Here is a 26,436-nt window from a genome sequence, read left to right as displayed (position 1 = left end):
AAATACCTTTTAACATACTTGGCTTATCTTAGAGAAAAAGGTTAAAATTTTTCTACTAAAAGTCAATGAGATTTTTTAATACGTTAGTGACCTGGATTATGACATTTCAAATTTAAAATTTCTATACTCCGTGGGTGATCACCGCCAAATTTTTCTATATGGTGATTACGAAATTTCTTGTGCCAAAATTTTTGAGGTATATCGCTGTCTTTAGGCACACCACAACTAGCTTTAACAGCGTCAAGATACATAATACTTATTTCATCAACGTTTTTCATATTTTCTCGATAGTTATTCCAATATATATTTTCTGCTGTCGCATAAGACTTAACTGCTTCTTCATTTTTATTAAGAACAGCTAAAACATCTCCTTCTACAACAAATGCCTTTGCTAAATCTACGTCCGGTGAAGTAATGATGTTATTGTTATATCTAATTGGATCATTAATGAAGATTGTTTTAGCTTTTCTCGCATGTTCTAAAGCTTCAGCAACTTTTCCGAGCCCAAGTTCCGCTCTAGACATCTCAGTAAAAATACGCCCGAATATTTGATTATCTTCTTTTTTATTAGGTTTATTCATATTATACACTTGTTCCGCTTGAGAATAAGCTTCTTTAAATCTCCCAAGACTATTTAATATGTTTGATTTAATTAGATACCTCCACTAAGAAATAAATCTTTAGGATTCATTCCACTTTCAATACATATATTTATAGCATTATCAATTTGCTCTAGGGCTTCATAATATTTACCTTGAATAATAAATAGTTTCGCTTTTGCAGAATACAAAGTTGTGATATCAGCTTTATCTACTAAACCTTTATTAAACATATCTTCAACTATTTGAATATTTTTTTCTGCTTTCTCTAGATTCCCTAGTTGAATATTATCTATAGCTAAAGCATAAGCTACATTACATTTAACAGAATCATACCCCTTAACCTCATCATATACTTCTTTTGCTTTGATATCATATTTAATTGCTTTTTGATAATCTGAACATTTCGCATAATATCCTCCCATAATTCCAAAATAGGCAGCATAATCACATTTTTCATCGTTATTCATTATCCATAGTTTAAATTTATTTTCTTGATCGTTTTTATCAAACCAATCTACTAATTTTTTTGCATTATATAAATCAGAATAATTAACATACTGTATTATCAAATTTAATTTTAACTGTAAAATTTTGTATATTGATATGTCATATTTTTCAGCATTTTCTGTAATTATCCTAATATTATCTGATATCGTTTTAGCATTTCTAAACATACTTCCTTTTACTACACTTTTAGGTATGGAATTTAAAAGATTGGTAGCAAGCTGCTCAAGATGTTCTTTATTGTTTTTATTTCCGTTCATTTGTAGTATTTTCTCAACTATAATATCGTGCATCTCAAATACCGGATTAACCCGGATATTGCATGAGATATAGGAGACAAAATCCTCGTAAAGCTGTATAATACTGGTATTTCATTAGAATAATACAAAGGATTTTGTCATGACAAATTGTATAGCATATAGTTACCAGTTTTCCAAAGTAAAAAATCGGACAATAGAGATAAATTTCACTGGAGGTGATATTAGTAGCGATGGAGGTGTGTTGTTATTAAGAGAAGCAGATAAAAGGCTTGGTATAACAGAGGAGCTTGCTAAAATATTTCCTGATAGACGAGATGGTAGTAAAATTACCCATAATATGGCAACAATGCTGAGGCAACGAATTTATGGTATTGCATTAGGTTATGAAGATTTAAATGACCACAATTATCTACGAAAATGTCCTGCTATGCAAACAGCTATGGAAACAATTGATGATATGGCAAGTAGTTCTACCTTATGTCGTATAGAAAACAATGCTGATAGACACTTTGCAATTAAAGTGCATGAACTAATGCTTGATAAATTTATTAAGTCTCATAAAATAGTACCAAAGCAGCTAATACTTGATTTTGATGCTACGGATGATGAAATTCATGGGCAACAGGAAGGTAAGTTTTATCATGGTTATTACGGTCATAATTGCTTTTTACCTTTGTATGTTTTTTGTGGAAAGCATCTGTTAGTTAGTTATCTTAGGACGTCAAAGCAGGATCAAGCAAAACATTCTTGGGCAATATTATCATTGTTAGTAAAACGTTTTCGCCAAGCTTGGCCAGAGGTAAAGATTATTTTTCGTGGTGATAGTGGATTTTGTCGTCATCAGATGTTTGATTGGTGTGATATTCATAATATAAAATATATTGTAGGAATGCCCCAAAATAACAGACTAAATGAGTTACTGAAACCTACAATGGAGAAGTCAAAAGCAGCATTTATTATAACCCAAGAAAAGCAACGTCTTTTTAGTGAGTTTCCATATAAGGCTGGTAGTTGGAGTCATGAACGTAGAATAATTGGTAAGGCAGAAATGACAATGCTTGGAGAAAATCCAAGGTATATAGTAACTAATTTATCAGATAAACCTGAAGATTTATACGACAAAGTTTACTGTGGTCGTGGTGATATGGAAAACCGTATAAAAGAGCAACAACTAGAATTATTTGCAGATCGTACTTCTTGTCATAGATGGTGGGCTAATCAGCTCAGAATGATTTTATCGGGTCTTGCATACACTTTAGTAGAATATATCAGAGGTAATTTATTACAAGGTAGTGCATTAGCAAAAGCACAAATAGGTACAATACGTTTAAAATTATTAAAAATTGGGGTAGTAATTATCCGTAATACTAGGCGTATTAAGTTTTTGTTATCTTCATCATATCCTTACCGACAGGTATGGAATCATGTGATGAAGAAATTAGCATTAGAATAACCTAGATTAGCACTGTTCCCGGTGCTTAGAAAAAATGGGGTAAGGGGCATTACATCTAAAATTTGAAAATAACGGCTTCAAAGCACTTTTTGGCAAAATTTTTACAAAAGTATCATTGCTAATATTATAAATTACTCAATTTCTTACTTTAAATCTCACTTCATGCAATATCCGGGTTAACCTCATTAGGATCAATATTTGAGATCAACGCAAACTTAGAAAGTTGGTAAATGTCATCATCTAAACTATCCTTATCTTCAGTAATAGAGTTTAATAATTCTTTTGAAAAACTTTGATTATTTATTAAAGCTATGTCATTTAATAATTTTTTAGCTGTCGGTTTTAATTCATTAATGGCGAGTTTTATATTTAACTCAATTTTATCATCAGATGCTCGTATCTTTTTCTTATATTCTTCAAGATTTAAGCCTTGTACTTGATTTAATATTTGAGTGCAAGAATAGGGTAACCTTGAAATTCTTGCGTTAAAAATTCTATTAATTCAGGATTTTTATTTTCTAAAATATTTTTTGCAAGCAAGGCAGTTTCTGTTTTACTAAAAGCATTTACTTTTATTATATTAGGTAATAACTCACTATCTTGAGAACAAAATATAATGTTGCCGTTATGCTCCCAATTAATAAAATCCTGTATTTTTTTGTTTTCCTTTATTTTTAAATTATCAAATACCAACAACCATCTATCTTTGCTTGCTAGCCCGGATATTGCATGAAGTGAGATTTAAAGTAAGAAATTGAGTAATTTATAATATTAGCAATGATACTTTTGTAAAAATTTTGCCAAAAAGTGCTTTGAAGCCGTTATTTTCAAATTTTAGATGTAATGCCCCTTACCCCATTTTTTCTAAGCACCGGGAACAGTGCTAATCTAGGTTATTCTAATGCTAATTTCTTCATCACATGATTCCATACCTGTCGGTAAGGATATGATGAAGATAACAAAAACTTAATACGCCTAGTATTACGGATAATTACTACCCCAATTTTTAATAATTTTAAACGTATTGTACCTATTTGTGCTTTTGCTAATGCACTACCTTGTAATAAATTACCTCTGATATATTCTACTAAAGTGTATGCAAGACCCGATAAAATCATTCTGAGCTGATTAGCCCACCATCTATGACAAGAAGTACGATCTGCAAATAATTCTAGTTGTTGCTCTTTTATACGGTTTTCCATATCACCACGACCACAGTAAACTTTGTCGTATAAATCTTCAGGTTTATCTGATAAATTAGTTACTATATACCTTGGATTTTCTCCAAGCATTGTCATTTCTGCCTTACCAATTATTCTACGTTCATGACTCCAACTACCAGCCTTATATGGAAACTCACTAAAAAGACGTTGCTTTTCTTGGGTTATAATAAATGCTGCTTTTGACTTCTCCATTGTAGGTTTCAGTAACTCATTTAGTCTGTTATTTTGGGGCATTCCTACAATATATTTTATATTATGAATATCACACCAATCAAACATCTGATGACGACAAAATCCACTATCACCACGAAAAATAATCTTTACCTCTGGCCAAGCTTGGCGAAAACGTTTTACTAACAATGATAATATTGCCCAAGAATGTTTTGCTTGATCCTGCTTTGACGTCCTAAGATAACTAACTAACAGATGCTTTCCACAAAAAACATACAAAGGTAAAAAGCAATTATGACCGTAATAACCATGATAAAACTTACCTTCCTGTTGCCCATGAATTTCATCATCCGTAGCATCAAAATCAAGTATTAGCTGCTTTGGTACTATTTTATGAGACTTAATAAATTTATCAAGCATTAGTTCATGCACTTTAATTGCAAAGTGTCTATCAGCATTGTTTTCTATACGACATAAGGTAGAACTACTTGCCATATCATCAATTGTTTCCATAGCTGTTTGCATAGCAGGACATTTTCGTAGATAATTGTGGTCATTTAAATCTTCATAACCTAATGCAATACCATAAATTCGTTGCCTCAGCATTGTTGCCATATTATGGGTAATTTTACTACCATCTCGTCTATCAGGAAATATTTTAGCAAGCTCCTCTGTTATACCAAGCCTTTTATCTGCTTCTCTTAATAACAACACACCTCCATCGCTACTAATATCACCTCCAGTGAAATTTATCTCTATTGTCCGATTTTTTACTTTGGAAAACTGGTAACTATATGCTATACAATTTGTCATGACAAAATCCTTTGTATTATTCTAATGAAATACCAGTATTATACAGCTTTACGAGGATTTTGTCTCCTATATCTCATGCAATATCCGGGCTAGATACGTCATTAAATCTTTCCTTACTATTGCTACATCTTCTGAAATCATCGGAGATTTTAATTGAGTATTAATAGACTTTGCTAATTTTAGTAATTGTTGATTAATGTCTAGATTACAGTCAATAAACCAGATTACGTCGTAGTTATTTTTATTTTCGTAAGCATACATCCTAGCAAGCTGGGTTTTACCCATACCGCTTATACCTACTATACTAGACTGCTTATATTTAGTTAGATTGCTTTTAAGCTTTTCCAATTGTGATACGTGATTAATAAAATAACTAACCGGCACAACAAGATTATTTATTTGCTCTTGTGCAAATACAGCTTTATTCATTAAAAGCATAATTATTACTAATATATATTTTTTCATAATATTTTTACTATTATTTTACTATTCTAAATTTCTAGGTGTAAAGATTTATGACTTTTCGATTAAAAGTCAATAGAAATTTTATACTGTGGGATTATGAGGTGAAAAATGAAGCATTTTATTAATGCTTCATTGAGATGAGAAAATAGATAACTAAAGCTTTAAGTGATTATAAGGATATTTCGCAACCTTCTTTAGTTGCAGGAGTATTTTGACCTGCAAGCGGCACTTTCTTCTCCGGTAAATCATGAGTATCACTATAGGTAGTAGGATAAGAATTAGTAGAATTTATTTGGGTGTTAGGTTCATTTCCAGCTTTCATAAAACATTTAAACATTGTCTGCCAACAAAAGCAAAGCCAGCTCCCAACTCAATTAAAAATTTTTCTATATGTTTAGTTAATTCTTTTTCTACTTCCCTTTCATGTGCTTCATTTCCTACACTTAAAAAATCAAAAACATATGGATCTTTGAGCGTATAATGTGCTAGATCAGAGTGTGGATATGCAAGTTTACTTTGAAAATTTGTTATTGCTTGTCCTTGCCTCTTATGTAACTCAAGTTCAATTTGCGTAGTAAGTACACTACGTGACCACCCATATTCAACTGTTTTTTTCATGTAAAAGATTCTGTGCTGATTATCTTTTACCTTATCTAATAAAATAACTATATGAAACCACGGTAATTGTGCAGCAACTTGCTGCACAAATTCTACATCTTTATATTCTTCAGCAAAACGCCTCATATATTTAAGGTTCCTACTACTAAATCCTTTCATTTCAGGAAATGCAGAATGTAAATCACGACTTAAGTTATCTATTACTTTAGCACCCCAACCATATATTTCTTGTCGTTTAAGAATTTCATTACCTATATGATGGTAAAGCTTTATTAATTCACTATTTACTGTTCTTGCAGCTTGATAGCGACTTTCAGATACACGAATTTTCAATTGCTCTACAAATTCTAAATATTCCGAATTAATAATATTTTTATTCATAAAAATTTTTATTTATTAGTAGGTAATAATTTTATTACCTGACCTTAATTTAAATCGTTGAGATAATTATTATTTTCTCTAATTATTTATTTTTTTACATTGATCAATTTTATCTTGAATTTCTTAGTATATTTCAAGAGGGTTTCCAATACCATTTTAGCTTATCTAATATCGGGGCATAATATTGAACCCAACGATAAATTGTAGAATGGTCCACCTCTACTCCTCGCTCAAGCAACATTTCCTCTAAATCACGAACTGATGCCATATTTACAATACCATCTTACTGCCCATATCATTATATCGTATTTAAAATGACGTCGCTTGAAGATATTCATAAAACCTTATTTTATTAATTTTTCCACTCCTTATATATTTATTACTACCTATTTGCAACGGTACCTTTTATTCCCTTAATCCTTATTTTCTCAAGCAATTCCTCTAAAATATTTCATTATATCTACATCTGTTGGTATGTGACATATCTGAAACAATTATTGATTTTTCGTGTAAAATCAAGTATGTTGTGTTTACTATTTAATAATTAACGATTAAGTTATAAATTAAGTTTAGTAACTCAAAAATTAATTTAATTACGTTTCACTTTTTAATAAACAATATAAAAAGAAAGACAGCTGTATAAATAATTATTTACTAACTTGTTTAATCTCCTCAGAAGTTCCTAATTAATTTATATTTTGTACTATTCTTTACGAAACTATCCAACTTTTATAAGCATAAACACGCATGCTTTGAAATTGTTTCGTAAATAAGCAACAAAAACAAAATATAATACTCTCAAATACATCTTCTTTAAAATCTAAGCTTAAGTTTTTCGTTAAATATCAAATAGCTAAATAATAATTTTATTAATTAACATAAACATTTAAGGATTAAACATATGCCAATAAGTACAACAAATAATGTAATATAGCTAGAAGCTAATAAAACGGCTATAAAAAAAGACTTATGACATATAGTATAGATTTTCGTAGAAAGGTATTTAAGATAAAGAACAAAGAAGGTTTAAGTTATGTACAAACAGCCAAGCGTTTTGATGTAGGGAAGACAACATTAGTGCGTTGGGCAAAACGTTTGGAGCCTTCACGTACTCGTAATAAACCTGCAACAAAAATCAACATGGAAGCATTAAAACAAGATGTCAAGGACTATCCTGATGCTTATAATTATGAGAGAGCTGAACGTTTAGTTGTAAGTACACATGGCATTTGGAGAGCTCTTAAACGCTTAAATATTACATATAAAAAAAACACTGAATCACCCAAAAGCCAAAGCAAAAGAGAGGTTATGCTTTCAAAATAAAATTACTCAATATACACATGATGGAAAACCTATAGTATACTTGGATGAAAGTGGTTTTATGCATGACATGCCTCGTACTCATGGATATTCTATGAAGGGAGAAAGATGTTTTGGTACACATGATTGGGGAGCTAAAGGACGTACTAATGCTATAGGAGCCTTGCTAGACAAAGCACTTTTGACAGTTAGTCTTTTCGAACATAATATTGATACACAAACTTTTACTCATTGGGTAAAAGAGGATTTAATGCCTAAATTACCAGATGGTTGTGTAATTGTTTTAGATAATGCTGCTTTTCATAAGAATAAAGATATGCAATATTATATCAAAAATGCTGGGCATATCCTTGAATATTTACCGGCATATAGCCCAGATTTAAATCCAATTGAACATAAATGGGCTCAAGCTAAATCTATTAGGAGAAAATATCAATGTGATATTGATCAACTCTTTAGAGATTATTGTCCATAGCCGTTTTATTAGCTTCTAGCTATATTACCTCCTAAAGGTAAAGGAATACTCCCTCCTAAATTAGATATGGAAATGTCAGATCAGGATTACAATAAATTATTGGAAGCTGTAAAAAACGATAAATCGGAAGAATTTATTGCTGAATATAAAAAAACGCATAACTTTTTAAATGATAAAGATGTAATTAGCATCGGTTTAAGCAAATTTATTAATAATTATGATGCAACATTATATAATGGTACCCAAAAACTAGACAAGAAAATAGAGAAAAGTAGGTATAATATCTCCTAGGAAAAGGAGCAAAAAATGAAAAAACAAGTTAAAAAATATAGTGCAGAAGAAAAAGCAAAAATAGCAATTGAAGCAATATCTGGAGAAATGACTATAGCTCAAATTACCAGCAAATATGGTGTTCACGCTAATCAGATTTATAAATGGAAGAAAGAAGCTTTAGATTTTATGGTTTCTGGATTTAAATCGAAATCTAAACAACAAGATACCGGCCAAGAAGATTTAATTAAATCATTATTTGAGCAAATAGGCCAGTTAACAGTTGAAAGAGACTGGCTTAAAAAAAAATCTAGTATCTTTGGATTTAGAGGTTAGGAAAAAAATGATAAGTTATGCTTCAAATTTAACCATAGCAAGACAATGCAAACTTTTAGATTTAAACCGCTCAAGTTACTACTACCGAGCTAGGAATACCTTAGATGATAAGGAGTATAGAGTACTGAACAGAATTGATGAGATTTTTACAGAGCATCCCTATTATGGTACTAGAAGAATGTCTCATGTCCTAAAATCCGAAGGGTTAAATGTTAGTCGTAAGATGATAAGAAAATATTATAAAATACTTGGTATTGAAGCAGTATACCCAAAGATTAATTTAAGCCGTAGGAATCAGGCTCATAAAGTATACCCATATCTATTAAATAATATAGAGGTGGTTTGCTCCAATCAAGTTTACTGTGCAGATATTACTTACATAAGATTAAAGCAAGGTTTTGTATATTTGGTTGCTATAATGGATTGGTATAGTCGTTATATTTTGAGTTGGCGGGTGTCGATTAGTTTAGAAAATGATTTTTGTATTGAAGCTCTAAATGAAGCAATATCTATACATGGCAAGCCTGACATTTTTAATACGGATCAAGGAGTACAATTTACATCAAAAGATTTTACTCAAATACTTGAGCAACAAGGCATAGCTATTAGTATGGACGGCAAAGGCAGAGCCTTAGATAATGTATTTATTGAACGTTTTTGGCGATCTTTGAAACAAGAGAAGATTTATCGTTTTGATCTTGAAACAGTACGTGAAGCAAAGATAGCTATCAGAGATTATATAGAATTTTATAATCAGCAAAGACCTCATCAATCGCTTGAATATAAGACACCTGAAATGATACATTTTGCAGAAAAACTAGAAAATTATCAAGAGGCTATATGACATAGAAAATGCAAACTTTACTTTGAAAAACCAATACATTAATACAGGAGAATTACACCTCTAAAATTTAAAAAATTTGTCTAGACAAAGGGTACCACCTCATTAGATACAAAAATATTATTTTATTTACCAAGAAACTTATTATATTTTAAAGAAAAATTTAACTTTGAGTCAATAGTAACAACAGATAAGTATGGTAACACTCCTATTTATTATGCTTTAAAACAAGATATATGTGTAAAAGCAATTATTACCTTTATAGATATAGCTCCAGAAATGAATCCTGCACTTTCACCAAAGAAGTTTATACTCGACGACGATTCGATAAAAAAAATCGCCCAAGTAATGCATAAAACTAATTATGAGGAACATCCTAATGTAATTATAAAAGAAATTTTTACTCCCTTATATACGGAAGAAAGTATAGAAAAATTGATAGGAGAATTAGATGAAGACTGGTTAGATAGTTACTATTCTTAAAATATAAATTGCTTCGTGCTTCGGTTTTTATAAATAATATATACAAAGCTTGTTGTTTCTGGCATACCAGAAAATGGAATCCAAAACCACCTTTCCACACGTCCGAAAACACTTTTATGAATATACCTATTATATGCTTTTTAATTTTAGCATGCAGCTTTATGTACAACAATGCATATGCTGATCTTGTTTACAAAATCAAACATACAGGTGAAGAGATTTTCATACAAGCTCGATTTGATAGTTATGACATTACTGGAGTGGAAGAGTTATATGTGCCAGAGCGAATATGGGGTACAGATTATAGTCAACAAATCAAAAATTTAAGGATAAATAGAGGAGCTTTTCATAGTACTAATTATTTTAAACCTAGTAAAGACTCTCAACTAAACTTAGTTAATGGCAATTATAGTATTGAATATAGCATTAAAAACGTGCCGTATGATAACTTAGTAAATACATTTGGTAATCGTTATTATCATTTTTTTAATAATGATTACTTTTTTCTATTCGGACTTGGTCTTTTTATATTACCTAAAAATTTATTAGACCAAAAGAATGAGAAAGTAAGCATCATAATTGATTCAACTGTTAAACATATTATATCAACAATTACACCTTATAACAGCAATATTATTGAAACAAACATCGGCAGTTTAGATAATATAATCATTGTTGGGAATGAAAGATTAAATCAGCTACAGGATAAAAACTTAAATATCAATATTATAGTACCACATTTAAAAAATAAATAACATGGTACTAGATACAATAAAAAAAGAACAAGAATTTTTTGATGATAAGTTTACTAAGGCAAAACTGTTTTTATTTATTCCATCCCCATTTTCAAACAGCAAAAAAAAAGTTTGTGGTGGTACAGTAATTGGTAATGCTGCTATCATTTTTATTAACCATAATGCTTTAGATTATAATGATATATTAGAGGTTATAAAGCACGAAAGCTTACATTTTTGGATCGGTAATAAGGGTTTAATTAATGGACCGATTTGGGTTAGAGAGGGATTTACAGATTATTTAGTAGATAAAATTACTTACTATTATTCTAAAGATAAATTAAGTTTTATAAAAAAATATAATAAAAAACTGCAAAAATACTTTGTTACTATGGTTGATAATATACCCGATGATATCATAAATGATAACTTTTTTAATTATACATTAACTGAAAAATTATATTATTTAAAAGGATATATTATCTTAGGGCAAATAGATAATATTATTGATTTGCATAGTGCGTTAAAGTCTATGATTAAAAATTGTAAAGCAAGTATTGATATTTGTAAATTTTCTACGGAACTTCTAGCTCAAAACATTGATATAGAAACAAATATAAAAAGCAGTATTGGAAATATAATAAATAACTTAAATGCAGAAAAGCTTAATCCACAATTTTTTGGGGCTAAACTTTTTAATAAACGTATGCAAGTTGAGCAAATACCTAACTTTGTCAATGCAATTAAAAGTGGGTATATAGAATCAATATATCTTAATAGTTCAGAGTTCCAAGATAAACAATATATTATAGATGAGATAGTACGAGAAGATTCAGGCAAACTTAAACTATATATATATGTTAATGAAGATATAAAATATGCACCTCTTAAAGCATATAAAACTACAATAGAAGTTCCTTATTATGAGTAATATATTAGTTCTTGAAAATAAAGATATGCAAATACAAGAAAATCCGTTCAAATATTTTATTGCAAAAAAATTCTTTACAGATGAATATGCCAATATTTTACTTAAATGGGTTCAAGGTCATACAGCTTGGACTAGGGTTATAAAACACTTCTACGACCAATATGAATTTAGGATTAACAAAAGCGATTCGTTACCAAGCTTTGTTAACGTCTTGGTTGAAACAGAATTTTTACAAAAAATTAGAAAATATGCAGAATATGCATTCAAAGTTGCTCTAAAAGATAAAATTGATGTAGATCTACACAAGCTTCTACCTGGTCAAGCAATAAGTATACACAATGATCATACTGGCAACCCAGATTATGAAACGCATAGGATAGTGGTACAACTTAATAATGGTATGACTGTAGAAAATGGAGGTATTTTGTGTACTTTTAAAAGTAATTCTATAGATAATGTTGATAAAGCAATTAGACCAATGCATAACAGTTGTTTTGGGTTTGAAATTAGTAAGGACTCATATCATGCGGTGTCGCCTGTAATTTATGGCGAAAGGTTTACTTTAATATTTTCTATGTACAGAATCATAGTACCCTACGTTTTTAAAGAGAAAGAGTTAGAAAAGGTATGCAAAGGTTGAAAATTAGTTAACAAAATAGTTTGAATTAGGCTTTTAGAGCTAGTAAAAGAGTTGAAAAAAGTAGATTTAATATATTAATGTTTAATTAAAATTTGAGTCAGTCATATAATTTGTGTAAGTTGAAAAAAAGCAGATAAAGAATTACTGTAAAAAATAACAACTTAACCAAAGGAAATTATGGCTAAAAAATTAGAACAAGAGACAGCAAAAACAAATATAAATAATGAACTAGTAGAAGAGTTATTATCACAAGCTAATCCTTCTGAGCTTTTTGGTAAAGATGGGCTGTTTCAGCAACTAAAGAAGCGTCTAGTAGAAAGAATATTGGAAAGTGAACTAAATCATGAATTAGGATATTCTAGGCATAGTAAAGTAGCGAAGGTAGATAGCAATCGTAGGAATGGTACAACAGAAAAAACAATAATAGACGAGAGCGGTCAAAAAATAGTAATTGATGTACCACGTGATAGAGATAGTGAGTTTGAACCGCAACTAATCCCTAAAGGAGTTAGAAGGTTTTCCGGATTTGATGATACGGTTATTTCCCTCTACGCTCGAGGTATGACTATGAGTGAGATACAAGCACATTTAGAAGAAATCTACCATACAGAAGTTTCCAAGGAGCTTATCTCTACCATTACCGATGGAGTAATGGAAGATGTAATAAGATGGCAAGCTCGAGCATTAGATAGGATATATCCGATTGTTTATTTAGACTGTATAATGGTAAAAGCAAGAGATAATAATATGGTTATAAATAAAGCTGTTTACCTTGCTATTGCAGTTAATACAGAAGGTAAGAAAGAGTTACTTGGTATTTGGATTAGCAAAAATGAAGGTGCAAAATTTTGGATGCAAGTTATAACCGAGCTAAAAAATCGAGGTATAGAACAAATTTATGTAGCATGTATTGATGGGCTTAAAGGCTTTAGAGATGCCATAAACAGTATATTTCCAAATACTATAGTACAGCTTTGTATCGTGCATATGGTTCGTAATTCTGTAAAATATGTTTCTTATAAAGATCTTAAAGAAGTAACGTCTGACTTAAAACAAATCTATACAGCAAATAATGAGAGCATGGCAAATTTAGCATTAGAAGAGTTTGCTAAAAAATGGGATAGCAAATATCCGGTTATTTCTGATATATGGAAACGTAATTGGACTGGAATAGTGCCTTTTTTTGCCTTTCCGGAAGAAATTAGAAGGGTCATCTATACTACTAATACGATTGAATCGGTAAATCGTCAAATCCGTAAAATTATCAAAAATAAGAGAGTTTTTCCAGATGATAAATCTATTACAAAAATCGTCTTTCTGGCTCTAAAAAATGCTGCAAAAAAATGGACCATGCCCATTAGAGAATGGTCCCTTGCTTTAAATCAATTTGAGATACTTTGCGGAGATTTTAAATATGAATTATTAGAAAATGAATTTTAGATACTTACACAAAATTTATGATTGACTCTAAAATTTTTATAAAGTAAAGCAAATGTATGATATTTTAATATTAGGATACCAATTTTTATTAATATAGTTATTTGGATTATAGTCAGTCAGGGAAGTAAACATATCTATAAATTCTTTATCTTCTTTTGTAAGGGAATCATTAGCAACATTTCTACGATTTAAAAGTGAGTAATCTACGTCAATACAAGTGTCTCTATAATCACCAACGTTAAACGTGTTCTTCATAATTTTATTCCATGTACTGAATAAAATTCATATTTAAATTTTAACCTCTCATATTTCAAGCTTTTTCTATTCTTATATATTGTCTTATCTAAAGTTTTTTATAAGATCTATAGACGAGTAATTAATATTATCTTTAGTATGTTCTGATGCTATTATTTCTTTAATAAACGTTCTAAAGGTAAGCCATTTAATTAAATCGGCATGCTTTCTTTTATCATAATTTATTTTAACTTTCTCAACAGCATGGAAACTTTTTAATTCTTGTTCTCGAATTCGTGATTCGACAATACCCCATTTTTGCTCAATAATATCTAAAAAGTCATGATCTTTAATATCACAATCAATATTTCTAGCATCCTCATCCTTCAGTTCCATATCAATATCAACTTCCGTATAATGAATTCGGCTTTCACTAAAAAATTGGTCATAATTTAAAGCTATTATCTTTTCTAACTCTTGTTTATTATTTGATATAGTTAACTTATTAGCATTAGCAAAGTGAGTTATCTCTATAATAGTTGGCGGGATATATTTTGCTAAAAAATCTATTACCAGGACTGCTCTTTGTAATGACTTTAGATCAAGGTGTAATATAGCTCCTGGCTTTATGTGACCTTCTGCTAAAAGAACAGGATAAAGATTTTCCGGTACATCTTGATAATATACTTCTAAATCCAAATTTTTGGCTTCTTTAAAATATGAAAGTATAAAGTGCTTACTGTCTTCAAACGCTATACATTTAAGTTTTCTTAAGAGTTTAATTAATAAATACTCATTATGAATTTTATAATACAACCGTACCGGCATAAATGGTTCATTAGTGGTTGTATAAATTATTTGCTTATTATTATGTCTATCACGACTATATTTTGTCAGCATAAGATTTTCTTAATAACTTTCTTTAAAGAAAACAGTAAAATTAGTGATTTTTAATCAAAAATTATACTTCTATTTGTTTTAGTGTCAAGGGTTGATATTTTTAACAAAAAATTTAATTTGTTTTTTATATGCGATATTATAACACAATTTGCTGTTAAAAGCTTGATATATTAAGGATAAAAGCAATTTATATAGCAATAAGCTTTTGTTTATTGCTATATAGTAACCATTCTTTTAGCTTAGAATAACGTAATAATCCTTTATTATTTTCCACTGCAATTGCTAAAGCTTTTCTCTATCCAACTATTATTACCAATTTTTTACCTCGTGTGATAGCAGTATAAATAAGGTTGCGTTGTAACATCATAAAACTTTGCATAGTTAGGGAAATAATTACTGCTGTATATTCCGATCCGTGAGACTTATGAATTGTTGTAGCATAAGCAAATAAATCAATTTCAAACCTTTTATTTGAAACCGCTATGGGATTTAGTATAAAAATTTATTTAACTGGATGACCACGTCGGCACGATGTACCTCCTCGCCATGACGATTTGGGTATCCATACAACAACGCTGTCGTAGCCGCGGAATGACATCGTTTTTTAGACATTCCTTGAGCCATTACAGCCGCAGTATCGTTAATAAAATATATCAAGCTATAGACACCAACCAGCATTACCGTTGCCGCTCTTATTTACAGTGTCGCTTGTCTGCTCAGTATCAGAATCTCCCATTAAAGATACATTGGAAAAATCTACTATCTCACTTACATTTACACCATCCCCGTCCTCTTCTATATCAAATGAAAGCAGAGAACTAATTTTAGGCGTAGGAAATAATACGTTGAGGTAACCTAAGGAATTTTTTTTAATATCCTCTCTAATTTTTTGCTTTATATTATTATCAATTTTTATTTTTTTATCAGAATAGAAGCTGTTATCGCATGTAATGAATTTAGAACAATTATAAATTCTATTATCAAGATATACATTATCTAACAAGCAATTATTATGATAAACATCTAAACGACCTAAACATTTCTCCGAATACAATTGCTGACCTAAAAGGATTAAAAAATCTCCGTTATCTTTATTGCTGGTATATTCATTATATATCCAGCCGTTATAATGCAATTGTGCTGCATAAAAACAAGCATCTCCTTGCCCGAGCAATGCTGCATATTTTAAATTTTGCATCATTTGTGTAAAAAGTTCTTTATGTTCTTCTGCTATCACGACTGTTTTTGCTGCATTTTGTTTAAAATCATAAATTTTTATAAACTCTTCATATTGCTCTATTGCTTTAGCTAGCATTTGAGTAGAGGTCAAATAAATAGTTTTTTCTTCTTTCATAATTTATTTCCTTTTATTATGTGATAATACATCCACCATCGCAACAATTATCAAAGTAGTGTGGATTCTTGGCTATTAACTTTGAGGTATTATCTTCTTCATTGTGCATATTTGGCTCTTGCTTAGGTATTTCCTGTAATTCTATTGCTATTGGTGTAAAGTCATTTAATTCTATATGACTTTTCATATCACTATCATTGAGGATAAAGTGACATTGTATTTTTTGCTTTTGAAACTCGTTATTGCATTCTTTTAGAATTGCCTCCAGAACAGATCTAAATAAATAATTTACTATTGGTATCCTAGTCCACACTAATCTCTCACCCTCCATAATATTTAGCACAGGCTCGTCACATTGAATCTGTTCTGCCACTAATATAGCTTTGTGAACTTTATCTATTACCGTTCCTGTATCTTTAAGGCGTATGTTAATAGGATCGTCGTTATAAAACTTTGCTACTGCAACAAAAGCATCTTTATTACCTAAAATCATAGCACATTGTAGGTATTGCATAGCTTCCGTATATTTTTCTATTTTGTTATTGGAGTTAGCCTCAGTCTCGGCTTCCTGGTATAAACTTATACCCGTGTTGTATAACTCTACAATATTTAATGGCTCACTTATAGGTGAAAACTGAAGAGATTTTCTCACAATATTTTTTAACATACATCATCACTCATAAATTGAACTTAAGATTTAAAATTTAATATTATTTTATTTAAAAAGAAAGTTCGCCGGCTACAAAATAAGATATTTTTTTTGGAGAGAGTTGTATAATTATCCTACCAAGCTCATCGATGCCTTTAAATATACCCGTAATAGGAGTGCTATTATCGTTAATCGTGACTGATTCATTTAGTTTATAAGCCTTTTCTAGCCAAATTTTTCTAATTTCGGTGAATCCTTTTTGCTGCCAAATTTGATAATATTTTTCAAAATTTACTATAAAAATATCAAGTAACGCTGTCGGTTCATGAATTGTTATATTCTCGGCAGAGAAGCTAGTAGTTAGTTGATCAATATTTAATGGGTTATGTATTATATTGATTCCTACCCCGATTATTAGATAATTATTATTTGCAACGGTAAGAGATTCAAGAAGTATGCCGGAAATTTTTTTATCGTTGATCAGGATATCATTCGGCCATTTCAATTTAATACTATTTTTTCCTACAGTGTCATTCCCGCGAAGGCGGGAATCCAGGAAAATATTATATAGATTCCCGCCTTCGCGGGAATGACATTGAAAAATAAGAGACTTTATAGTTTCATATACGGCAAGACCTGTTACAAAAGATAACTGAGGGAAAAATGTTAGTTCTTTATTGGGCTTTAATAATAAACTAGCATGTAAATTGCCTAGTAAGGATTGCCATTTTTTACCGTTCCGTCCACGTCCTTGGGTTTGAGTTTTTGCAAGTATTGCATAATTTAGAGAAGGGTTAGTTTTTGCGATTCTAATAGCCTCTAGGTTAGTACTATCTATTTCGTCGAAGATGAGCAGCTTATAGTTGTTCATATATTATATTAAGTTATTCCCACTTTTTCTTATGTCATTCTCGTTTTCACGGGAATGACATAAAACATGTTTTAACTCATTTATGCAGTAATTGCCTCTGAACGTCTGGCGGCTATTAATTCATCGACAAGGGAAATATCTTGACCAAGCTTATTAGTATAATTTTTTACTTTTGCTTGTAATTTGCTTAGAGCTTGATCAGGGGTAGTAATATATATTATATCCTCTTTCATATGCAATATAATATCATCTCCCGGTGTAAGGTGAAGGTTTTGACGAAAAATTGCCGGAATAATAATTCTGCCCCCATCACCTAGTTTTGTACGTATAACTTCCATAATACCCTCATTTTGCCATATTATTTTTTTATATGTAGCCTGTTTTGTAATAAACATCAAATATAAAGTCAAAACTTAATAAAAAAAGAAGCAAAAAGTAAAAAAACTATAACTATGGAATTAATTAATAGCAACCCATATTGCGACGGTATTTTTTTCTCGACTAGCTCAATATTTTCGACAAAAGACATGGTTTTAATAATTTTGAGATAATAATAAGCGGCGATAACGCTAGTAAAAATACCGACAAAAGCTAATAAATATTCCCCTTTATTAATTGCTTGATAAAAAAGATAATATTTTCCTAAAAAGCCGGCTAACGGCGGAATGCCTATCATGGAAAACATAATAACCGTTATGGCACCTGCCAGTGCTTTGTGGTTTGCAGCCACTCCTTTTATAGTTTCAAAAGTTGCTTTATCTGCTTCACTTCCTAGCAAGGCTATTAGACACGCAAAAAATCCTATTGTGCCGGTGGCATATATTAGCATATAAAGCATAGCGGCAAAATCTCCATCGACGCTATGTAATGCTACTCCAACCAACACATAACCGACATTTAAAATACTACTATATGCCATTAGCCTTTTTAAAGATGTTTGCCTAATTGCTCCGAGTGCTCCAAAAATCATTGATAATACGGCTATTATTTTTACTAAATTAACACTAATTGAGTGATAATCACCGATAATTAGATTCATTACATTTAATAAGACCGCAACCATGCCGATTTTTGAAGCGGTAGCAAAATACGTAACCGAGCTTATAGGTGAGCCTTCATATACATCCGGTGCCCATGAATGCAAAGGAACGCTTGCAAGTTTAAAAAATAAGCTGCTTAAGAAAAGTACAATCCCGACTATTAAACCGATATTCGCATTAGCAGTATTTAATTTATATGAAATATCGCTAAACTCTAAACTTCCGCCGAAGCCGTAAATAAAAGAAATACCGAATAACGATAAACAAGTAACTAAACTACCTAAAATAAAATATTTTAATGCTCCTTCCGATGATCTGATATCGTTTAATTTAAAGCCGGCAAGGACGTACGCTATTAAAGCCGATAGCTCCATAGCGCAAAATAATAGCAAAAAATTTCGTGCCGAGATTGCAACAAAAATTCCTGCAGTTGATAATAACACTAAAGTAAAGAATTCATTTTTTAATTCTTCTTCGTTAGTAGCACAGTAATCGTAGTAAATCAGCATCGTCAATATAGTAAATATTAAAACTAAAGCTTTATAGTTACCTGTAACTACGTTAGTAGCAAAGGAATCGTTAAATGCGATAGCTTCCTGACCGGAAATTTTTAAAACCACAAAAACTACTATTATTGATAATAGAATAGTAGTATTAACAATAATCTTGTTTTTACCGGTAAAAATTACGGCAAAAAATTGGCTAAAAAGTGCCAGTAATATAAGCGTTAACTCGGGTATTAAAATATTAAATTGTGCAAGCATGATGTTATTCATAAAAAAAATAGATATTAGTAAATAAATAATGCTTAATCAATAAACTTCATTATTTTATATGTTATAACATACTACTCTATCATATTTTCGTTCTTTTTTCTTCCCCTTTATGCTATATTCGTGTAATCTACGGTTAATAAAATTTATGTTTAAATATTTAAGTTAAAAATGCACTTAGTATCATTTATATTAGTATGGTTAAATACGTTATTCCGTCAATTGCGGCTATCCGTTAGCTCGATAAATTTTTATAAAGATGTTTATAGGAATTACCAAGGATACGGTATTAGGTATTTATTTGTCGTTTCTTTTATCCCTTCAATAATTTATTGTATTTTTGTATTAAATTATATAACAACGTTAAAAGATTATTTTGACGGGAAGCATTTATCAAAAGCTACCGAAAACATTGAATATATCATAAATCAACTGCCGGATATTCAATATAACGGTACAAAAATTTCCTTAGAAGAGGAAGAGCCTTTATATTTATATAGCAAAAATAAAAATAAAATAGTAGCTATCGACGTTAATAATCAGCTGCCGCTTAACGAAAAAAGTAAGATACCTATTATATTAACCGCAAATAAGCTTATAATAAATTTAGTAGAAGCCACTACTAAGAAAAAGTTAACTACCGATATTGAATATTTTAAAATATTTGGTCCAAACCAAAACGCTTTAACTCCCGAGATGGTAAAAAAATATTGTGCAGATAGTTTAGATAAAATTCCGGGTCTCTTTATTTATATAGGGATGCCGATTATACTTCTTTTTTGGTTTGTTACTTTTTTATTTGAAAAAAGTTTTATAATTTTATTAGTTTACGTTTTAACTAATTTATTCGGTCCTAAAACCCCAATGAAAATTTGTATAAGACTGGTGATGTTTGCTAGCGGCGTGCCAATATTACTTCAACCTATTATTACGTTACTCTCTCCCGCACTTGGCGAGGTGATACTTTTCCTCCAAATGTTTACTGTTGGATTGTTATTTGCAGCACTTTGGCAAATAAAAAATAAAGAAATATTCGGTAAATATAGTTAGAGGGAGGTTGGAGAGATATTTAAATGCTAGCGTTGTTGCATGTCTCTAAAATTAATAAAAATCCGTAATGGCGAAGCCACGAAGGCGTTGTTGCGTGGCTCGAATTTTTGCAAAGCGTACGGTGTCATTCTAGTTCCTTGATCACGGCATCCAGGAAAATAAAGCCATATTAGACTTATTTTAGAGCCTTTTTATGACGTTATAGACTGGATTCCGTGGTCGTAGCCACGGAATGACAGATTTTCACCTCTTTATTTAAACGTTCGTACACTAGTAGGCTTGACCACGGTATGACATTGAAGCCATTTTCAGAGCTACACAACAATGCTTGTGCCGCCTCGCCATGACGATTCCAGGAGCCACACAACAACGCCCTATTCAGGTTAATCGGAATATGCTATTTTTCCTTGTTCAACGCCTGAAAAATTATTTGTGCTAAGGGAGTGCTGATGCCTTTTACTTTCGATAATTCGGCTATGCTAGCTTCGCATATTGCTTTGTAAGAGCCGAAATAATGTAGTAATGCTTTTTTGCGTATTTCTCCGATATTATCTATTTGATCAAGGCTAGATATTTTTATAGCTCTCGACCTACCTAGTCTATGGTTTTTTATAGCAAAATTATGTGCCTCATCTCGCAGAATTTGTAAATATTTCATCAGCGGCTGATTCTTATCTATGGTAAAAACCTCTCTATTTACCATATGAAGCTGCTCGAGACCGGCGTTTCTATCAGGACCTTTTGACATACAAACAAACGGCAAGTTTATACCTAATTTATTCATTACTTCTTTCACTATGCTTAAATGTCCTTTCCCGCCGTCGATAATCATTAAGCTTGGGGTTTTATGTGGCTCTTGCTTTAGCCTTGTAAGCCTTCTTGTGAGAACTTGCCTTAGCATATCAAAATCATCTCCCCTGCTCTCTCCTTTAACGTCGTCCTTTTCAGTTACCGCAACGTTAGAAATTCTATATTCTTTCTTATCAAAACCTGATTTACCGGCGACAATCATCACTCCTACTGCAAACTTGCCCATAATATGGCTATTATCATATACCTCTATACGTTCGGGCAGTTCCGGTAGATCAAATAAATCTTTGATTTCTGTTATAACTGCTTGATTTTTGGCAAATCTTTTTAAATGCTGATCTAAGGATAGTGCCGCATTTGCTTCAGCATTTTCTATTAATTTAGCTTTGCCGCCGCTAACCGGCATAGTAATAGTAAGCTTAGCCATATTATTAAATTTTTTTATGGCTTCTACTATATTCTCTTTATTATTTAGTGAGCAATTAACTATTATTTCCGGCGGAGCTTGTTGTTTTTGATAAAACTGCAGTATGAAATACTCTAAAACCTCTTCCTTACTACTATTCTCCGTATGAACCGGAAAATAAGAGATATTACCGCATGCTTGACCGATGCGATAGAGAAACACCTCTACGCAATAATGACCGTTTTTTTCTATAATAGTAATCACATCGGCATCTTTAACGGCATTAAATATACCGGCTTTTAGCTGCACGTAACTTAAAGCTTTAATACGATCCCTAATTTCCGCTGCTTCTTCAAAACGCATTTGCCGGCTTAATTCTTCCATTTTGCTAGATAAATTTTCTTGCAGCTCTTTAGTGCGACCTTGCAAAAAATCTTTCACTTGCATCACTAGCTCGGCATAATCTTCTTTATTAATTTTCCCGACGCAAGGAGCATAACAACGCTTAATCTCATATTGTAAACATGGACGTTTGCGAGTATTGAAATAATTATCGGTACAAGAACGTAATTTAAAAATTTTTTGTAATTCTTTTAAAGTAGTAATGACATGAGCAGGAGAAGCAAAAGGACCAAAAAACTTACCGTTTGTTAAATTTCTCCCTCTAAATTTAAGTAACTGAGGGTAATCGTGATCTAAACGTAATTTGATAAAAGGAAATGATTTATCGTCTTTTAGTAATATATTAAATTTCGGTTGGAATTTTTTAATTAACTGTGCTTCTAGAAGCAGAGCCTCTACCTCGGAATTTGTCACGCTATATTCCAAGAAATGAGTAGCCGCTACCATCCGAATAGTTTTGGTATCTAAGTCAGTGTTAATATAATTAGTAAGACGTTTTTTTAGATTTTTAGCTTTCCCGACATAAATAATTTGTTTGCTAATATCAAACATGCGGTAAACCCCCGCACTAGTCGGAGCATCTTCAAGACGAGATTTTATTAACCTACTTCCTATAAGTTGTTTTAATTCTGAAGCCATGCAACAATGCCAATATTCTTAATCATGTAATTTAACAATGTAACTTAATAATTTATATATTTTTATTATAAAATAGTTGTATATCCTTACCTCTTTCTCTATTATGTTGCTAAAATATGCTCTACACAGAAGTTGTAGTTATATATCTTATAATTAACTAAATTTCAATTCAAAAAATTTAAATATGACTCATAAGAATTTATCACATTTGACTGAACAACAAATTAAAGAGCTAATAAACCGCTACTATAATAATGAGAAAGTAACAGGTTTATTAAAAGAATTTGAAATTAATGTGGCTGCCGGTGTTTTAGTTAGTCTATTTCCACCTGTAACTCATAATGAATTATTTTGCAAATATTGCCAAGATACAAATTTAATTAGCAAACTAGAAAGTAGAAGTTATTATAGCTATTATGGTGAAACGGTTTTTGATCCTTTTTGTCCTATATGTAATCATAAATATAACTCTCCTTGTTCATGTGATAATTGCAAGGAAACTAGAAAACAGAAAAAACAAGTTGAAGAAGAAAATAAAAGAAATCTTATAAAAGAGAGATATTATTATGATTATATTAAAACCGGCTCGGAAAATATCTCAATTGAAAAATTAACTTTAAAAGATGCTTTATATTTATTAAGTGTAGTACCGCATTCTGCTTCTGAAAATTTTGAATTTATAGAGCCGTTTTCTAAAAACCCTTCCATCCCCGATTTAACACCTGATAACGAGTTAACTTTTAAGATTATAGATCATTTATGTAGTAAAAGCTTTATAGTAATTAGTCCTTCAAGTCCTCTTGATGCCTTTAAGTTTGATACAGAACAAAAATTGCAACTATATTCCCCAGAAAAAATATTATGGGAACTTTTACCATCAATGAATATTAAGGAAAAACAACAATATTTAGATGGTATAAGGAACGTTGTTAAAGGTGAGTGGCCTTTGTCATGGAAAAACGATATTGCTGAGATATGGCAACAAATTGCTAGCTATGAATGTATAGAAAATTTTAAACATTTATTAGCTAAAAGAGATTTTACTTTAAATGAGCCTATTGGAGAAAAAACTATGAATACTTTTATAGGTTTGTTAAAAAATTTTTCAGTAGGACAAATATTTATGTTATCGTGGCAGGCAGTTAGCCCGGATATTGCATGAAGTGAGATTTAAAGTAAGAAATTGAGTAATTTATAATATTAGCAATGATACTTTTGTAAAAATTTTGCCAAAAAGTGCTTTGAAGCCGTTATTTTCAAATTTTAGATGTAATGCCCCTTACCCCATTTTTTCTAAGCACCGGGAACAGTGCTAATCTAGGTTATTCTAATGCTAATTTCTTCATCACATGATTCCATACCTGTCGGTAAGGATATGATGAAGATAACAAAAACTTAATACGCCTAGTATTACGGATAATTACTACCCCAATTTTTAATAATTTTAAACGTATTGTACCTATTTGTGCTTTTGCTAATGCACTACCTTGTAATAAATTACCTCTGATATATTCTACTAAAGTGTATGCAAGACCCGATAAAATCATTCTGAGCTGATTAGCCCACCATCTATGACAAGAAGTACGATCTGCAAATAATTCTAGTTGTTGCTCTTTTATACGGTTTTCCATATCACCACGACCACAGTAAACTTTGTCGTATAAATCTTCAGGTTTATCTGATAAATTAGTTACTATATACCTTGGATTTTCTCCAAGCATTGTCATTTCTGCCTTACCAATTATTCTACGTTCATGACTCCAACTACCAGCCTTATATGGAAACTCACTAAAAAGACGTTGCTTTTCTTGGGTTATAATAAATGCTGCTTTTGACTTCTCCATTGTAGGTTTCAGTAACTCATTTAGTCTGTTATTTTGGGGCATTCCTACAATATATTTTATATTATGAATATCACACCAATCAAACATCTGATGACGACAAAATCCACTATCACCACGAAAAATAATCTTTACCTCTGGCCAAGCTTGGCGAAAACGTTTTACTAACAATGATAATATTGCCCAAGAATGTTTTGCTTGATCCTGCTTTGACGTCCTAAGATAACTAACTAACAGATGCTTTCCACAAAAAACATACAAAGGTAAAAAGCAATTATGACCGTAATAACCATGATAAAACTTACCTTCCTGTTGCCCATGAATTTCATCATCCGTAGCATCAAAATCAAGTATTAGCTGCTTTGGTACTATTTTATGAGACTTAATAAATTTATCAAGCATTAGTTCATGCACTTTAATTGCAAAGTGTCTATCAGCATTGTTTTCTATACGACATAAGGTAGAACTACTTGCCATATCATCAATTGTTTCCATAGCTGTTTGCATAGCAGGACATTTTCGTAGATAATTGTGGTCATTTAAATCTTCATAACCTAATGCAATACCATAAATTCGTTGCCTCAGCATTGTTGCCATATTATGGGTAATTTTACTACCATCTCGTCTATCAGGAAATATTTTAGCAAGCTCCTCTGTTATACCAAGCCTTTTATCTGCTTCTCTTAATAACAACACACCTCCATCGCTACTAATATCACCTCCAGTGAAATTTATCTCTATTGTCCGATTTTTTACTTTGGAAAACTGGTAACTATATGCTATACAATTTGTCATGACAAAATCCTTTGTATTATTCTAATGAAATACCAGTATTATACAGCTTTACGAGGATTTTGTCTCCTATATCTCATGCAATATCCGGGTTAGCCAGACAAATGATTATATTTCTGCAGAAAAAATAAACTACTCACATGGAAGAAATATGTTTATAGGCAGCATACAAAGAAAAGCTGATAAAGCAATTGCGGAAGGCTGGACAATAAAAAATGCTAGAAGAGACTTTTATCTTCCACAAACTATAATTAGCTCTACCTTTTTCAATACATTTTTAGAATTAGGGAATGAATATTATGAAAATGTTATGCCGGTTGATTACAAACGATAATATATAACAAATAACTTCAGGAAAGCTTTTATAACCTCAAATTAACATAATTTTTGACCGTTCAGTGCTTTAGGGTCAACCGTAACTAAACATATATCATTGTTGCTATCCGGAAAGCCTACCAATAAAAACTGCGATAAAAAACCTGCTATATTTTTCTCTCCTAAATTTACACAACCGACTATAGATTTACCGATTAAGGTTTCAAGAGCATAATGTTTTGTTATTTGTGCCGAGGTCTGCAATATACCAATGTCTGTCCCAAAATCAGCCCAGACTTTAAAAGCCGGTTTTTTAGCTCTCGGAAATTCTTCTACTTTGGTGATTGTACCGGAACGTAACTCCACTTGTTCAAACTCTTCATATGTTATAGTTTTCATA

30 protein-coding genes and 2 pseudogenes are annotated in these 26,436 nt (G+C 31.0%); 13 read left to right on the top strand and 19 right to left on the bottom strand.

Features of this window, described 5'->3' with window-relative positions; all coding sequences use genetic code 11:
* Window positions 1–83: 83 nt before the first annotated feature.
* Together AAGD48_RS03900 and AAGD48_RS03895 are read right to left on the bottom strand one after the other, a co-directional pair.
* Window positions 84–581: a hypothetical protein gene (locus AAGD48_RS03900; protein ID WP_341790510.1), complete on the bottom strand. Its 498-nt coding sequence runs from the start codon at window positions 579–581 to the stop codon at window positions 84–86.
* Between the two features lie 71 nt (window positions 582–652).
* Window positions 653–1,399 (bottom strand): tetratricopeptide repeat protein, encoded by a 747-nt coding sequence (locus AAGD48_RS03895; RefSeq protein ID WP_341790509.1) that lies wholly within the window; start codon window positions 1,397–1,399, stop codon window positions 653–655.
* A 106-nt stretch (window positions 1,400–1,505) separates the two neighbouring features.
* Between AAGD48_RS03895 and AAGD48_RS03890 the strand changes: the two genes are divergently transcribed.
* Complete coding sequence (locus AAGD48_RS03890) at window positions 1,506–2,819, top strand: IS1380 family transposase (protein ID WP_341789277.1); 1,314 nt, start codon at window positions 1,506–1,508, stop codon at window positions 2,817–2,819.
* A gap of 441 nt (window positions 2,820–3,260) precedes the next feature.
* Here the strand turns inward: AAGD48_RS03890 and AAGD48_RS03885 are convergent, their stop codons facing one another.
* From AAGD48_RS03885 to AAGD48_RS03860, 6 genes and pseudogenes are all read right to left on the bottom strand, one after another.
* Window positions 3,261–3,515 (bottom strand): hypothetical protein, encoded by a 255-nt coding sequence (locus AAGD48_RS03885; RefSeq protein ID WP_341790508.1) that lies wholly within the window; start codon window positions 3,513–3,515, stop codon window positions 3,261–3,263.
* A gap of 197 nt (window positions 3,516–3,712) precedes the next feature.
* The gene (locus AAGD48_RS03880) at window positions 3,713–5,026 is read right to left on the bottom strand and encodes an IS1380 family transposase (RefSeq protein ID WP_341789277.1); all 1,314 of its coding nucleotides are present in this window, start codon (window positions 5,024–5,026) and stop codon (window positions 3,713–3,715) included.
* 66 nt (window positions 5,027–5,092) lie between these two features.
* The gene (locus AAGD48_RS03875) at window positions 5,093–5,491 is read right to left on the bottom strand and encodes a hypothetical protein (RefSeq protein WP_341790507.1); all 399 of its coding nucleotides are present in this window, start codon (window positions 5,489–5,491) and stop codon (window positions 5,093–5,095) included.
* Window positions 5,492–5,660: 169 nt separating this feature from the next.
* Window positions 5,661–5,813, bottom strand: coding sequence for a hypothetical protein (locus tag AAGD48_RS03870; RefSeq protein WP_341790506.1), 153 nt, complete (start codon window positions 5,811–5,813; stop codon window positions 5,661–5,663).
* Between the two features lie 14 nt (window positions 5,814–5,827).
* Window positions 5,828–6,490, bottom strand: a pseudogene (locus AAGD48_RS03865) (PDDEXK nuclease domain-containing protein); the annotation flags it as partial.
* A gap of 142 nt (window positions 6,491–6,632) precedes the next feature.
* A pseudogene (locus AAGD48_RS03860) lies at window positions 6,633–6,828 on the bottom strand (IS6 family transposase); the annotation flags it as partial.
* Between the two features lie 631 nt (window positions 6,829–7,459).
* Here AAGD48_RS03860 and AAGD48_RS03855 point away from each other — a divergent pair.
* From AAGD48_RS03855 to AAGD48_RS03810, 10 genes are all read left to right on the top strand, one after another.
* On the top strand, window positions 7,460–7,813 hold the full coding sequence (locus tag AAGD48_RS03855) for an IS630 transposase-related protein (RefSeq protein WP_341789396.1): 354 nt from the start codon (window positions 7,460–7,462) through the stop codon (window positions 7,811–7,813).
* Window positions 7,743–8,285 (top strand): IS630 family transposase, encoded by a 543-nt coding sequence (locus AAGD48_RS03850; protein ID WP_341790702.1) that lies wholly within the window; start codon window positions 7,743–7,745, stop codon window positions 8,283–8,285. Before AAGD48_RS03855 ends, AAGD48_RS03850 begins: the two co-directional genes overlap by 71 nt.
* A gap of 72 nt (window positions 8,286–8,357) precedes the next feature.
* Window positions 8,358–8,576 (top strand): hypothetical protein, encoded by a 219-nt coding sequence (locus AAGD48_RS03845; RefSeq protein WP_341790505.1) that lies wholly within the window; start codon window positions 8,358–8,360, stop codon window positions 8,574–8,576.
* Window positions 8,577–8,591: 15 nt separating this feature from the next.
* The gene (locus AAGD48_RS03840) at window positions 8,592–8,891 is read left to right on the top strand and encodes a transposase (RefSeq protein ID WP_045812944.1); all 300 of its coding nucleotides are present in this window, start codon (window positions 8,592–8,594) and stop codon (window positions 8,889–8,891) included.
* Between the two features lie 7 nt (window positions 8,892–8,898).
* On the top strand, window positions 8,899–9,735 hold the full coding sequence (locus tag AAGD48_RS03835; RefSeq protein WP_341789327.1) for an IS3 family transposase: 837 nt from the start codon (window positions 8,899–8,901) through the stop codon (window positions 9,733–9,735).
* 276 nt (window positions 9,736–10,011) lie between these two features.
* Window positions 10,012–10,215 carry a hypothetical protein gene (locus tag AAGD48_RS03830; protein WP_341790504.1) on the top strand — a complete coding sequence of 68 codons (204 nt, stop codon included), beginning with the start codon at window positions 10,012–10,014 and terminating at the stop codon, window positions 10,213–10,215.
* 161 nt (window positions 10,216–10,376) lie between these two features.
* Window positions 10,377–10,970: a hypothetical protein gene (locus AAGD48_RS03825; protein ID WP_341790503.1), complete on the top strand. Its 594-nt coding sequence runs from the start codon at window positions 10,377–10,379 to the stop codon at window positions 10,968–10,970.
* Window position 10,971: 1 nt separating this feature from the next.
* A complete protein-coding gene (locus tag AAGD48_RS03820) occupies window positions 10,972–11,880 on the top strand; it encodes a M1 family aminopeptidase (protein ID WP_341790502.1) in 909 nt (302 codons plus the stop codon).
* Window positions 11,873–12,520, top strand: a complete 648-nt coding sequence (yhhC, locus tag AAGD48_RS03815) for a cyclophane-containing peptide 2OG-Fe(II) oxygenase YhhC (RefSeq protein ID WP_341790501.1) — start codon at window positions 11,873–11,875, stop codon at window positions 12,518–12,520. Before AAGD48_RS03820 ends, yhhC begins: the two co-directional genes overlap by 8 nt.
* 177 nt (window positions 12,521–12,697) lie before the next feature.
* Complete coding sequence (locus AAGD48_RS03810) at window positions 12,698–13,960, top strand: IS256 family transposase (RefSeq protein ID WP_341790500.1); 1,263 nt, start codon at window positions 12,698–12,700, stop codon at window positions 13,958–13,960.
* Between the two features lie 36 nt (window positions 13,961–13,996).
* Here the strand turns inward: AAGD48_RS03810 and AAGD48_RS03805 are convergent, their stop codons facing one another.
* From AAGD48_RS03805 to nuoN, 8 genes are all read right to left on the bottom strand, one after another.
* On the bottom strand, window positions 13,997–14,215 hold the full coding sequence (locus AAGD48_RS03805; RefSeq protein WP_341790499.1) for a hypothetical protein: 219 nt from the start codon (window positions 14,213–14,215) through the stop codon (window positions 13,997–13,999).
* An 84-nt stretch (window positions 14,216–14,299) separates the two neighbouring features.
* On the bottom strand, window positions 14,300–15,094 hold the full coding sequence (locus AAGD48_RS03800) for a hypothetical protein (protein ID WP_341790498.1): 795 nt from the start codon (window positions 15,092–15,094) through the stop codon (window positions 14,300–14,302).
* Window positions 15,095–15,389: 295 nt separating this feature from the next.
* On the bottom strand, window positions 15,390–15,485 hold the full coding sequence (locus AAGD48_RS03795; RefSeq protein ID WP_341790725.1) for an ATP-binding domain-containing protein: 96 nt from the start codon (window positions 15,483–15,485) through the stop codon (window positions 15,390–15,392).
* A gap of 267 nt (window positions 15,486–15,752) precedes the next feature.
* The gene (locus AAGD48_RS03790; RefSeq protein ID WP_341790497.1) at window positions 15,753–16,448 is read right to left on the bottom strand and encodes a hypothetical protein; all 696 of its coding nucleotides are present in this window, start codon (window positions 16,446–16,448) and stop codon (window positions 15,753–15,755) included.
* Window positions 16,449–16,464: 16 nt separating this feature from the next.
* Window positions 16,465–17,115 (bottom strand): hypothetical protein, encoded by a 651-nt coding sequence (locus AAGD48_RS03785; RefSeq protein WP_341790496.1) that lies wholly within the window; start codon window positions 17,113–17,115, stop codon window positions 16,465–16,467.
* 52 nt (window positions 17,116–17,167) lie between these two features.
* Window positions 17,168–17,968 carry a biotin--[acetyl-CoA-carboxylase] ligase gene (locus tag AAGD48_RS03780; RefSeq protein ID WP_341790495.1) on the bottom strand — a complete coding sequence of 267 codons (801 nt, stop codon included), beginning with the start codon at window positions 17,966–17,968 and terminating at the stop codon, window positions 17,168–17,170.
* 80 nt (window positions 17,969–18,048) lie between these two features.
* Entirely contained in the window at window positions 18,049–18,306 is a 258-nt protein-coding gene (locus tag AAGD48_RS03775; protein ID WP_341790494.1) for an AbrB/MazE/SpoVT family DNA-binding domain-containing protein, read from the bottom strand.
* A gap of 68 nt (window positions 18,307–18,374) precedes the next feature.
* Window positions 18,375–19,772 carry an NADH-quinone oxidoreductase subunit NuoN gene (gene nuoN, locus AAGD48_RS03770; RefSeq protein ID WP_341790493.1) on the bottom strand — a complete coding sequence of 466 codons (1,398 nt, stop codon included), beginning with the start codon at window positions 19,770–19,772 and terminating at the stop codon, window positions 18,375–18,377.
* A gap of 180 nt (window positions 19,773–19,952) precedes the next feature.
* Here nuoN and AAGD48_RS03765 point away from each other — a divergent pair, with 180 nt between their 5' ends.
* A complete protein-coding gene (locus AAGD48_RS03765) occupies window positions 19,953–20,831 on the top strand; it encodes a DUF1189 family protein (protein ID WP_341790492.1) in 879 nt (292 codons plus the stop codon).
* Window positions 20,832–21,228: 397 nt separating this feature from the next.
* On the opposite strand, the gene uvrC is transcribed toward AAGD48_RS03765, so the two are convergent.
* Window positions 21,229–23,088: an excinuclease ABC subunit UvrC gene (uvrC, locus tag AAGD48_RS03760; protein WP_341790491.1), complete on the bottom strand. Its 1,860-nt coding sequence runs from the start codon at window positions 23,086–23,088 to the stop codon at window positions 21,229–21,231.
* A 184-nt stretch (window positions 23,089–23,272) separates the two neighbouring features.
* Here uvrC and AAGD48_RS03755 point away from each other — a divergent pair, with 184 nt between their 5' ends.
* The gene (locus tag AAGD48_RS03755) at window positions 23,273–24,250 is read left to right on the top strand and encodes a hypothetical protein (RefSeq protein ID WP_341790490.1); all 978 of its coding nucleotides are present in this window, start codon (window positions 23,273–23,275) and stop codon (window positions 24,248–24,250) included.
* Window positions 24,251–24,410: 160 nt separating this feature from the next.
* On the opposite strand, the gene AAGD48_RS03750 is transcribed toward AAGD48_RS03755, so the two are convergent.
* The gene (locus AAGD48_RS03750) at window positions 24,411–25,724 is read right to left on the bottom strand and encodes an IS1380 family transposase (RefSeq protein WP_341789277.1); all 1,314 of its coding nucleotides are present in this window, start codon (window positions 25,722–25,724) and stop codon (window positions 24,411–24,413) included.
* Window positions 25,725–26,096: 372 nt separating this feature from the next.
* Entirely contained in the window at window positions 26,097–26,435 is a 339-nt protein-coding gene (locus AAGD48_RS03745; RefSeq protein WP_341790489.1) for a tRNA-binding protein, read from the bottom strand.
* Between the last annotated feature and the right edge of the window lies 1 nt (window position 26,436).

It is taken from the genome of Rickettsia endosymbiont of Polydrusus tereticollis (assembly GCF_964026385.1).
Classification (GTDB): Bacteria; Pseudomonadota; Alphaproteobacteria; order Rickettsiales; family Rickettsiaceae; genus Rickettsia.
This window is presented reverse-complemented; position numbering and strand designations above follow the sequence as displayed.

Coding starts and splice junctions, on each gene's coding strand:
- AAGD48_RS03755 (WP_341790490.1), top strand. CDS start 23,273: ATGACTCATAAGAATTTATCACATTTGACTGAACAACAAATTAAAGAG.
- uvrC (WP_341790491.1), bottom strand. CDS start 23,088: ATGGCTTCAGAATTAAAACAACTTATAGGAAGTAGGTTAATAAAATCT.
- AAGD48_RS03780 (WP_341790495.1), bottom strand. CDS start 17,968: ATGAACAACTATAAGCTGCTCATCTTCGACGAAATAGATAGTACTAAC.
- AAGD48_RS03825 (WP_341790503.1), top strand. CDS start 10,377: ATGTACAACAATGCATATGCTGATCTTGTTTACAAAATCAAACATACA.
- AAGD48_RS03875 (WP_341790507.1), bottom strand. CDS start 5,491: ATGAAAAAATATATATTAGTAATAATTATGCTTTTAATGAATAAAGCT.
- AAGD48_RS03890 (WP_341789277.1), top strand. CDS start 1,506: ATGACAAATTGTATAGCATATAGTTACCAGTTTTCCAAAGTAAAAAAT.
- AAGD48_RS03820 (WP_341790502.1), top strand. CDS start 10,972: ATGGTACTAGATACAATAAAAAAAGAACAAGAATTTTTTGATGATAAG.
- AAGD48_RS03895 (WP_341790509.1), bottom strand. CDS start 1,399: ATGCACGATATTATAGTTGAGAAAATACTACAAATGAACGGAAATAAA.
- AAGD48_RS03855 (WP_341789396.1), top strand. CDS start 7,460: ATGACATATAGTATAGATTTTCGTAGAAAGGTATTTAAGATAAAGAAC.
- AAGD48_RS03750 (WP_341789277.1), bottom strand. CDS start 25,724: ATGACAAATTGTATAGCATATAGTTACCAGTTTTCCAAAGTAAAAAAT.
- AAGD48_RS03835 (WP_341789327.1), top strand. CDS start 8,899: ATGATAAGTTATGCTTCAAATTTAACCATAGCAAGACAATGCAAACTT.
- AAGD48_RS03810 (WP_341790500.1), top strand. CDS start 12,698: ATGGCTAAAAAATTAGAACAAGAGACAGCAAAAACAAATATAAATAAT.
- AAGD48_RS03805 (WP_341790499.1), bottom strand. CDS start 14,215: ATGAAGAACACGTTTAACGTTGGTGATTATAGAGACACTTGTATTGAC.
- AAGD48_RS03880 (WP_341789277.1), bottom strand. CDS start 5,026: ATGACAAATTGTATAGCATATAGTTACCAGTTTTCCAAAGTAAAAAAT.
- AAGD48_RS03870 (WP_341790506.1), bottom strand. CDS start 5,813: ATGAAAGCTGGAAATGAACCTAACACCCAAATAAATTCTACTAATTCT.
- AAGD48_RS03790 (WP_341790497.1), bottom strand. CDS start 16,448: ATGAAAGAAGAAAAAACTATTTATTTGACCTCTACTCAAATGCTAGCT.
- AAGD48_RS03830 (WP_341790504.1), top strand. CDS start 10,012: ATGAATCCTGCACTTTCACCAAAGAAGTTTATACTCGACGACGATTCG.
- AAGD48_RS03775 (WP_341790494.1), bottom strand. CDS start 18,306: ATGGAAGTTATACGTACAAAACTAGGTGATGGGGGCAGAATTATTATT.
- nuoN (WP_341790493.1), bottom strand. CDS start 19,772: ATGCTTGCACAATTTAATATTTTAATACCCGAGTTAACGCTTATATTA.
- AAGD48_RS03785 (WP_341790496.1), bottom strand. CDS start 17,115: ATGTTAAAAAATATTGTGAGAAAATCTCTTCAGTTTTCACCTATAAGT.
- AAGD48_RS03745 (WP_341790489.1), bottom strand. CDS start 26,435: ATGAAAACTATAACATATGAAGAGTTTGAACAAGTGGAGTTACGTTCC.
- AAGD48_RS03800 (WP_341790498.1), bottom strand. CDS start 15,094: ATGCTGACAAAATATAGTCGTGATAGACATAATAATAAGCAAATAATT.
- AAGD48_RS03765 (WP_341790492.1), top strand. CDS start 19,953: ATGCACTTAGTATCATTTATATTAGTATGGTTAAATACGTTATTCCGT.
- AAGD48_RS03900 (WP_341790510.1), bottom strand. CDS start 581: ATGAATAAACCTAATAAAAAAGAAGATAATCAAATATTCGGGCGTATT.
- AAGD48_RS03845 (WP_341790505.1), top strand. CDS start 8,358: ATGTCAGATCAGGATTACAATAAATTATTGGAAGCTGTAAAAAACGAT.
- yhhC (WP_341790501.1), top strand. CDS start 11,873: ATGAGTAATATATTAGTTCTTGAAAATAAAGATATGCAAATACAAGAA.
- AAGD48_RS03840 (WP_045812944.1), top strand. CDS start 8,592: ATGAAAAAACAAGTTAAAAAATATAGTGCAGAAGAAAAAGCAAAAATA.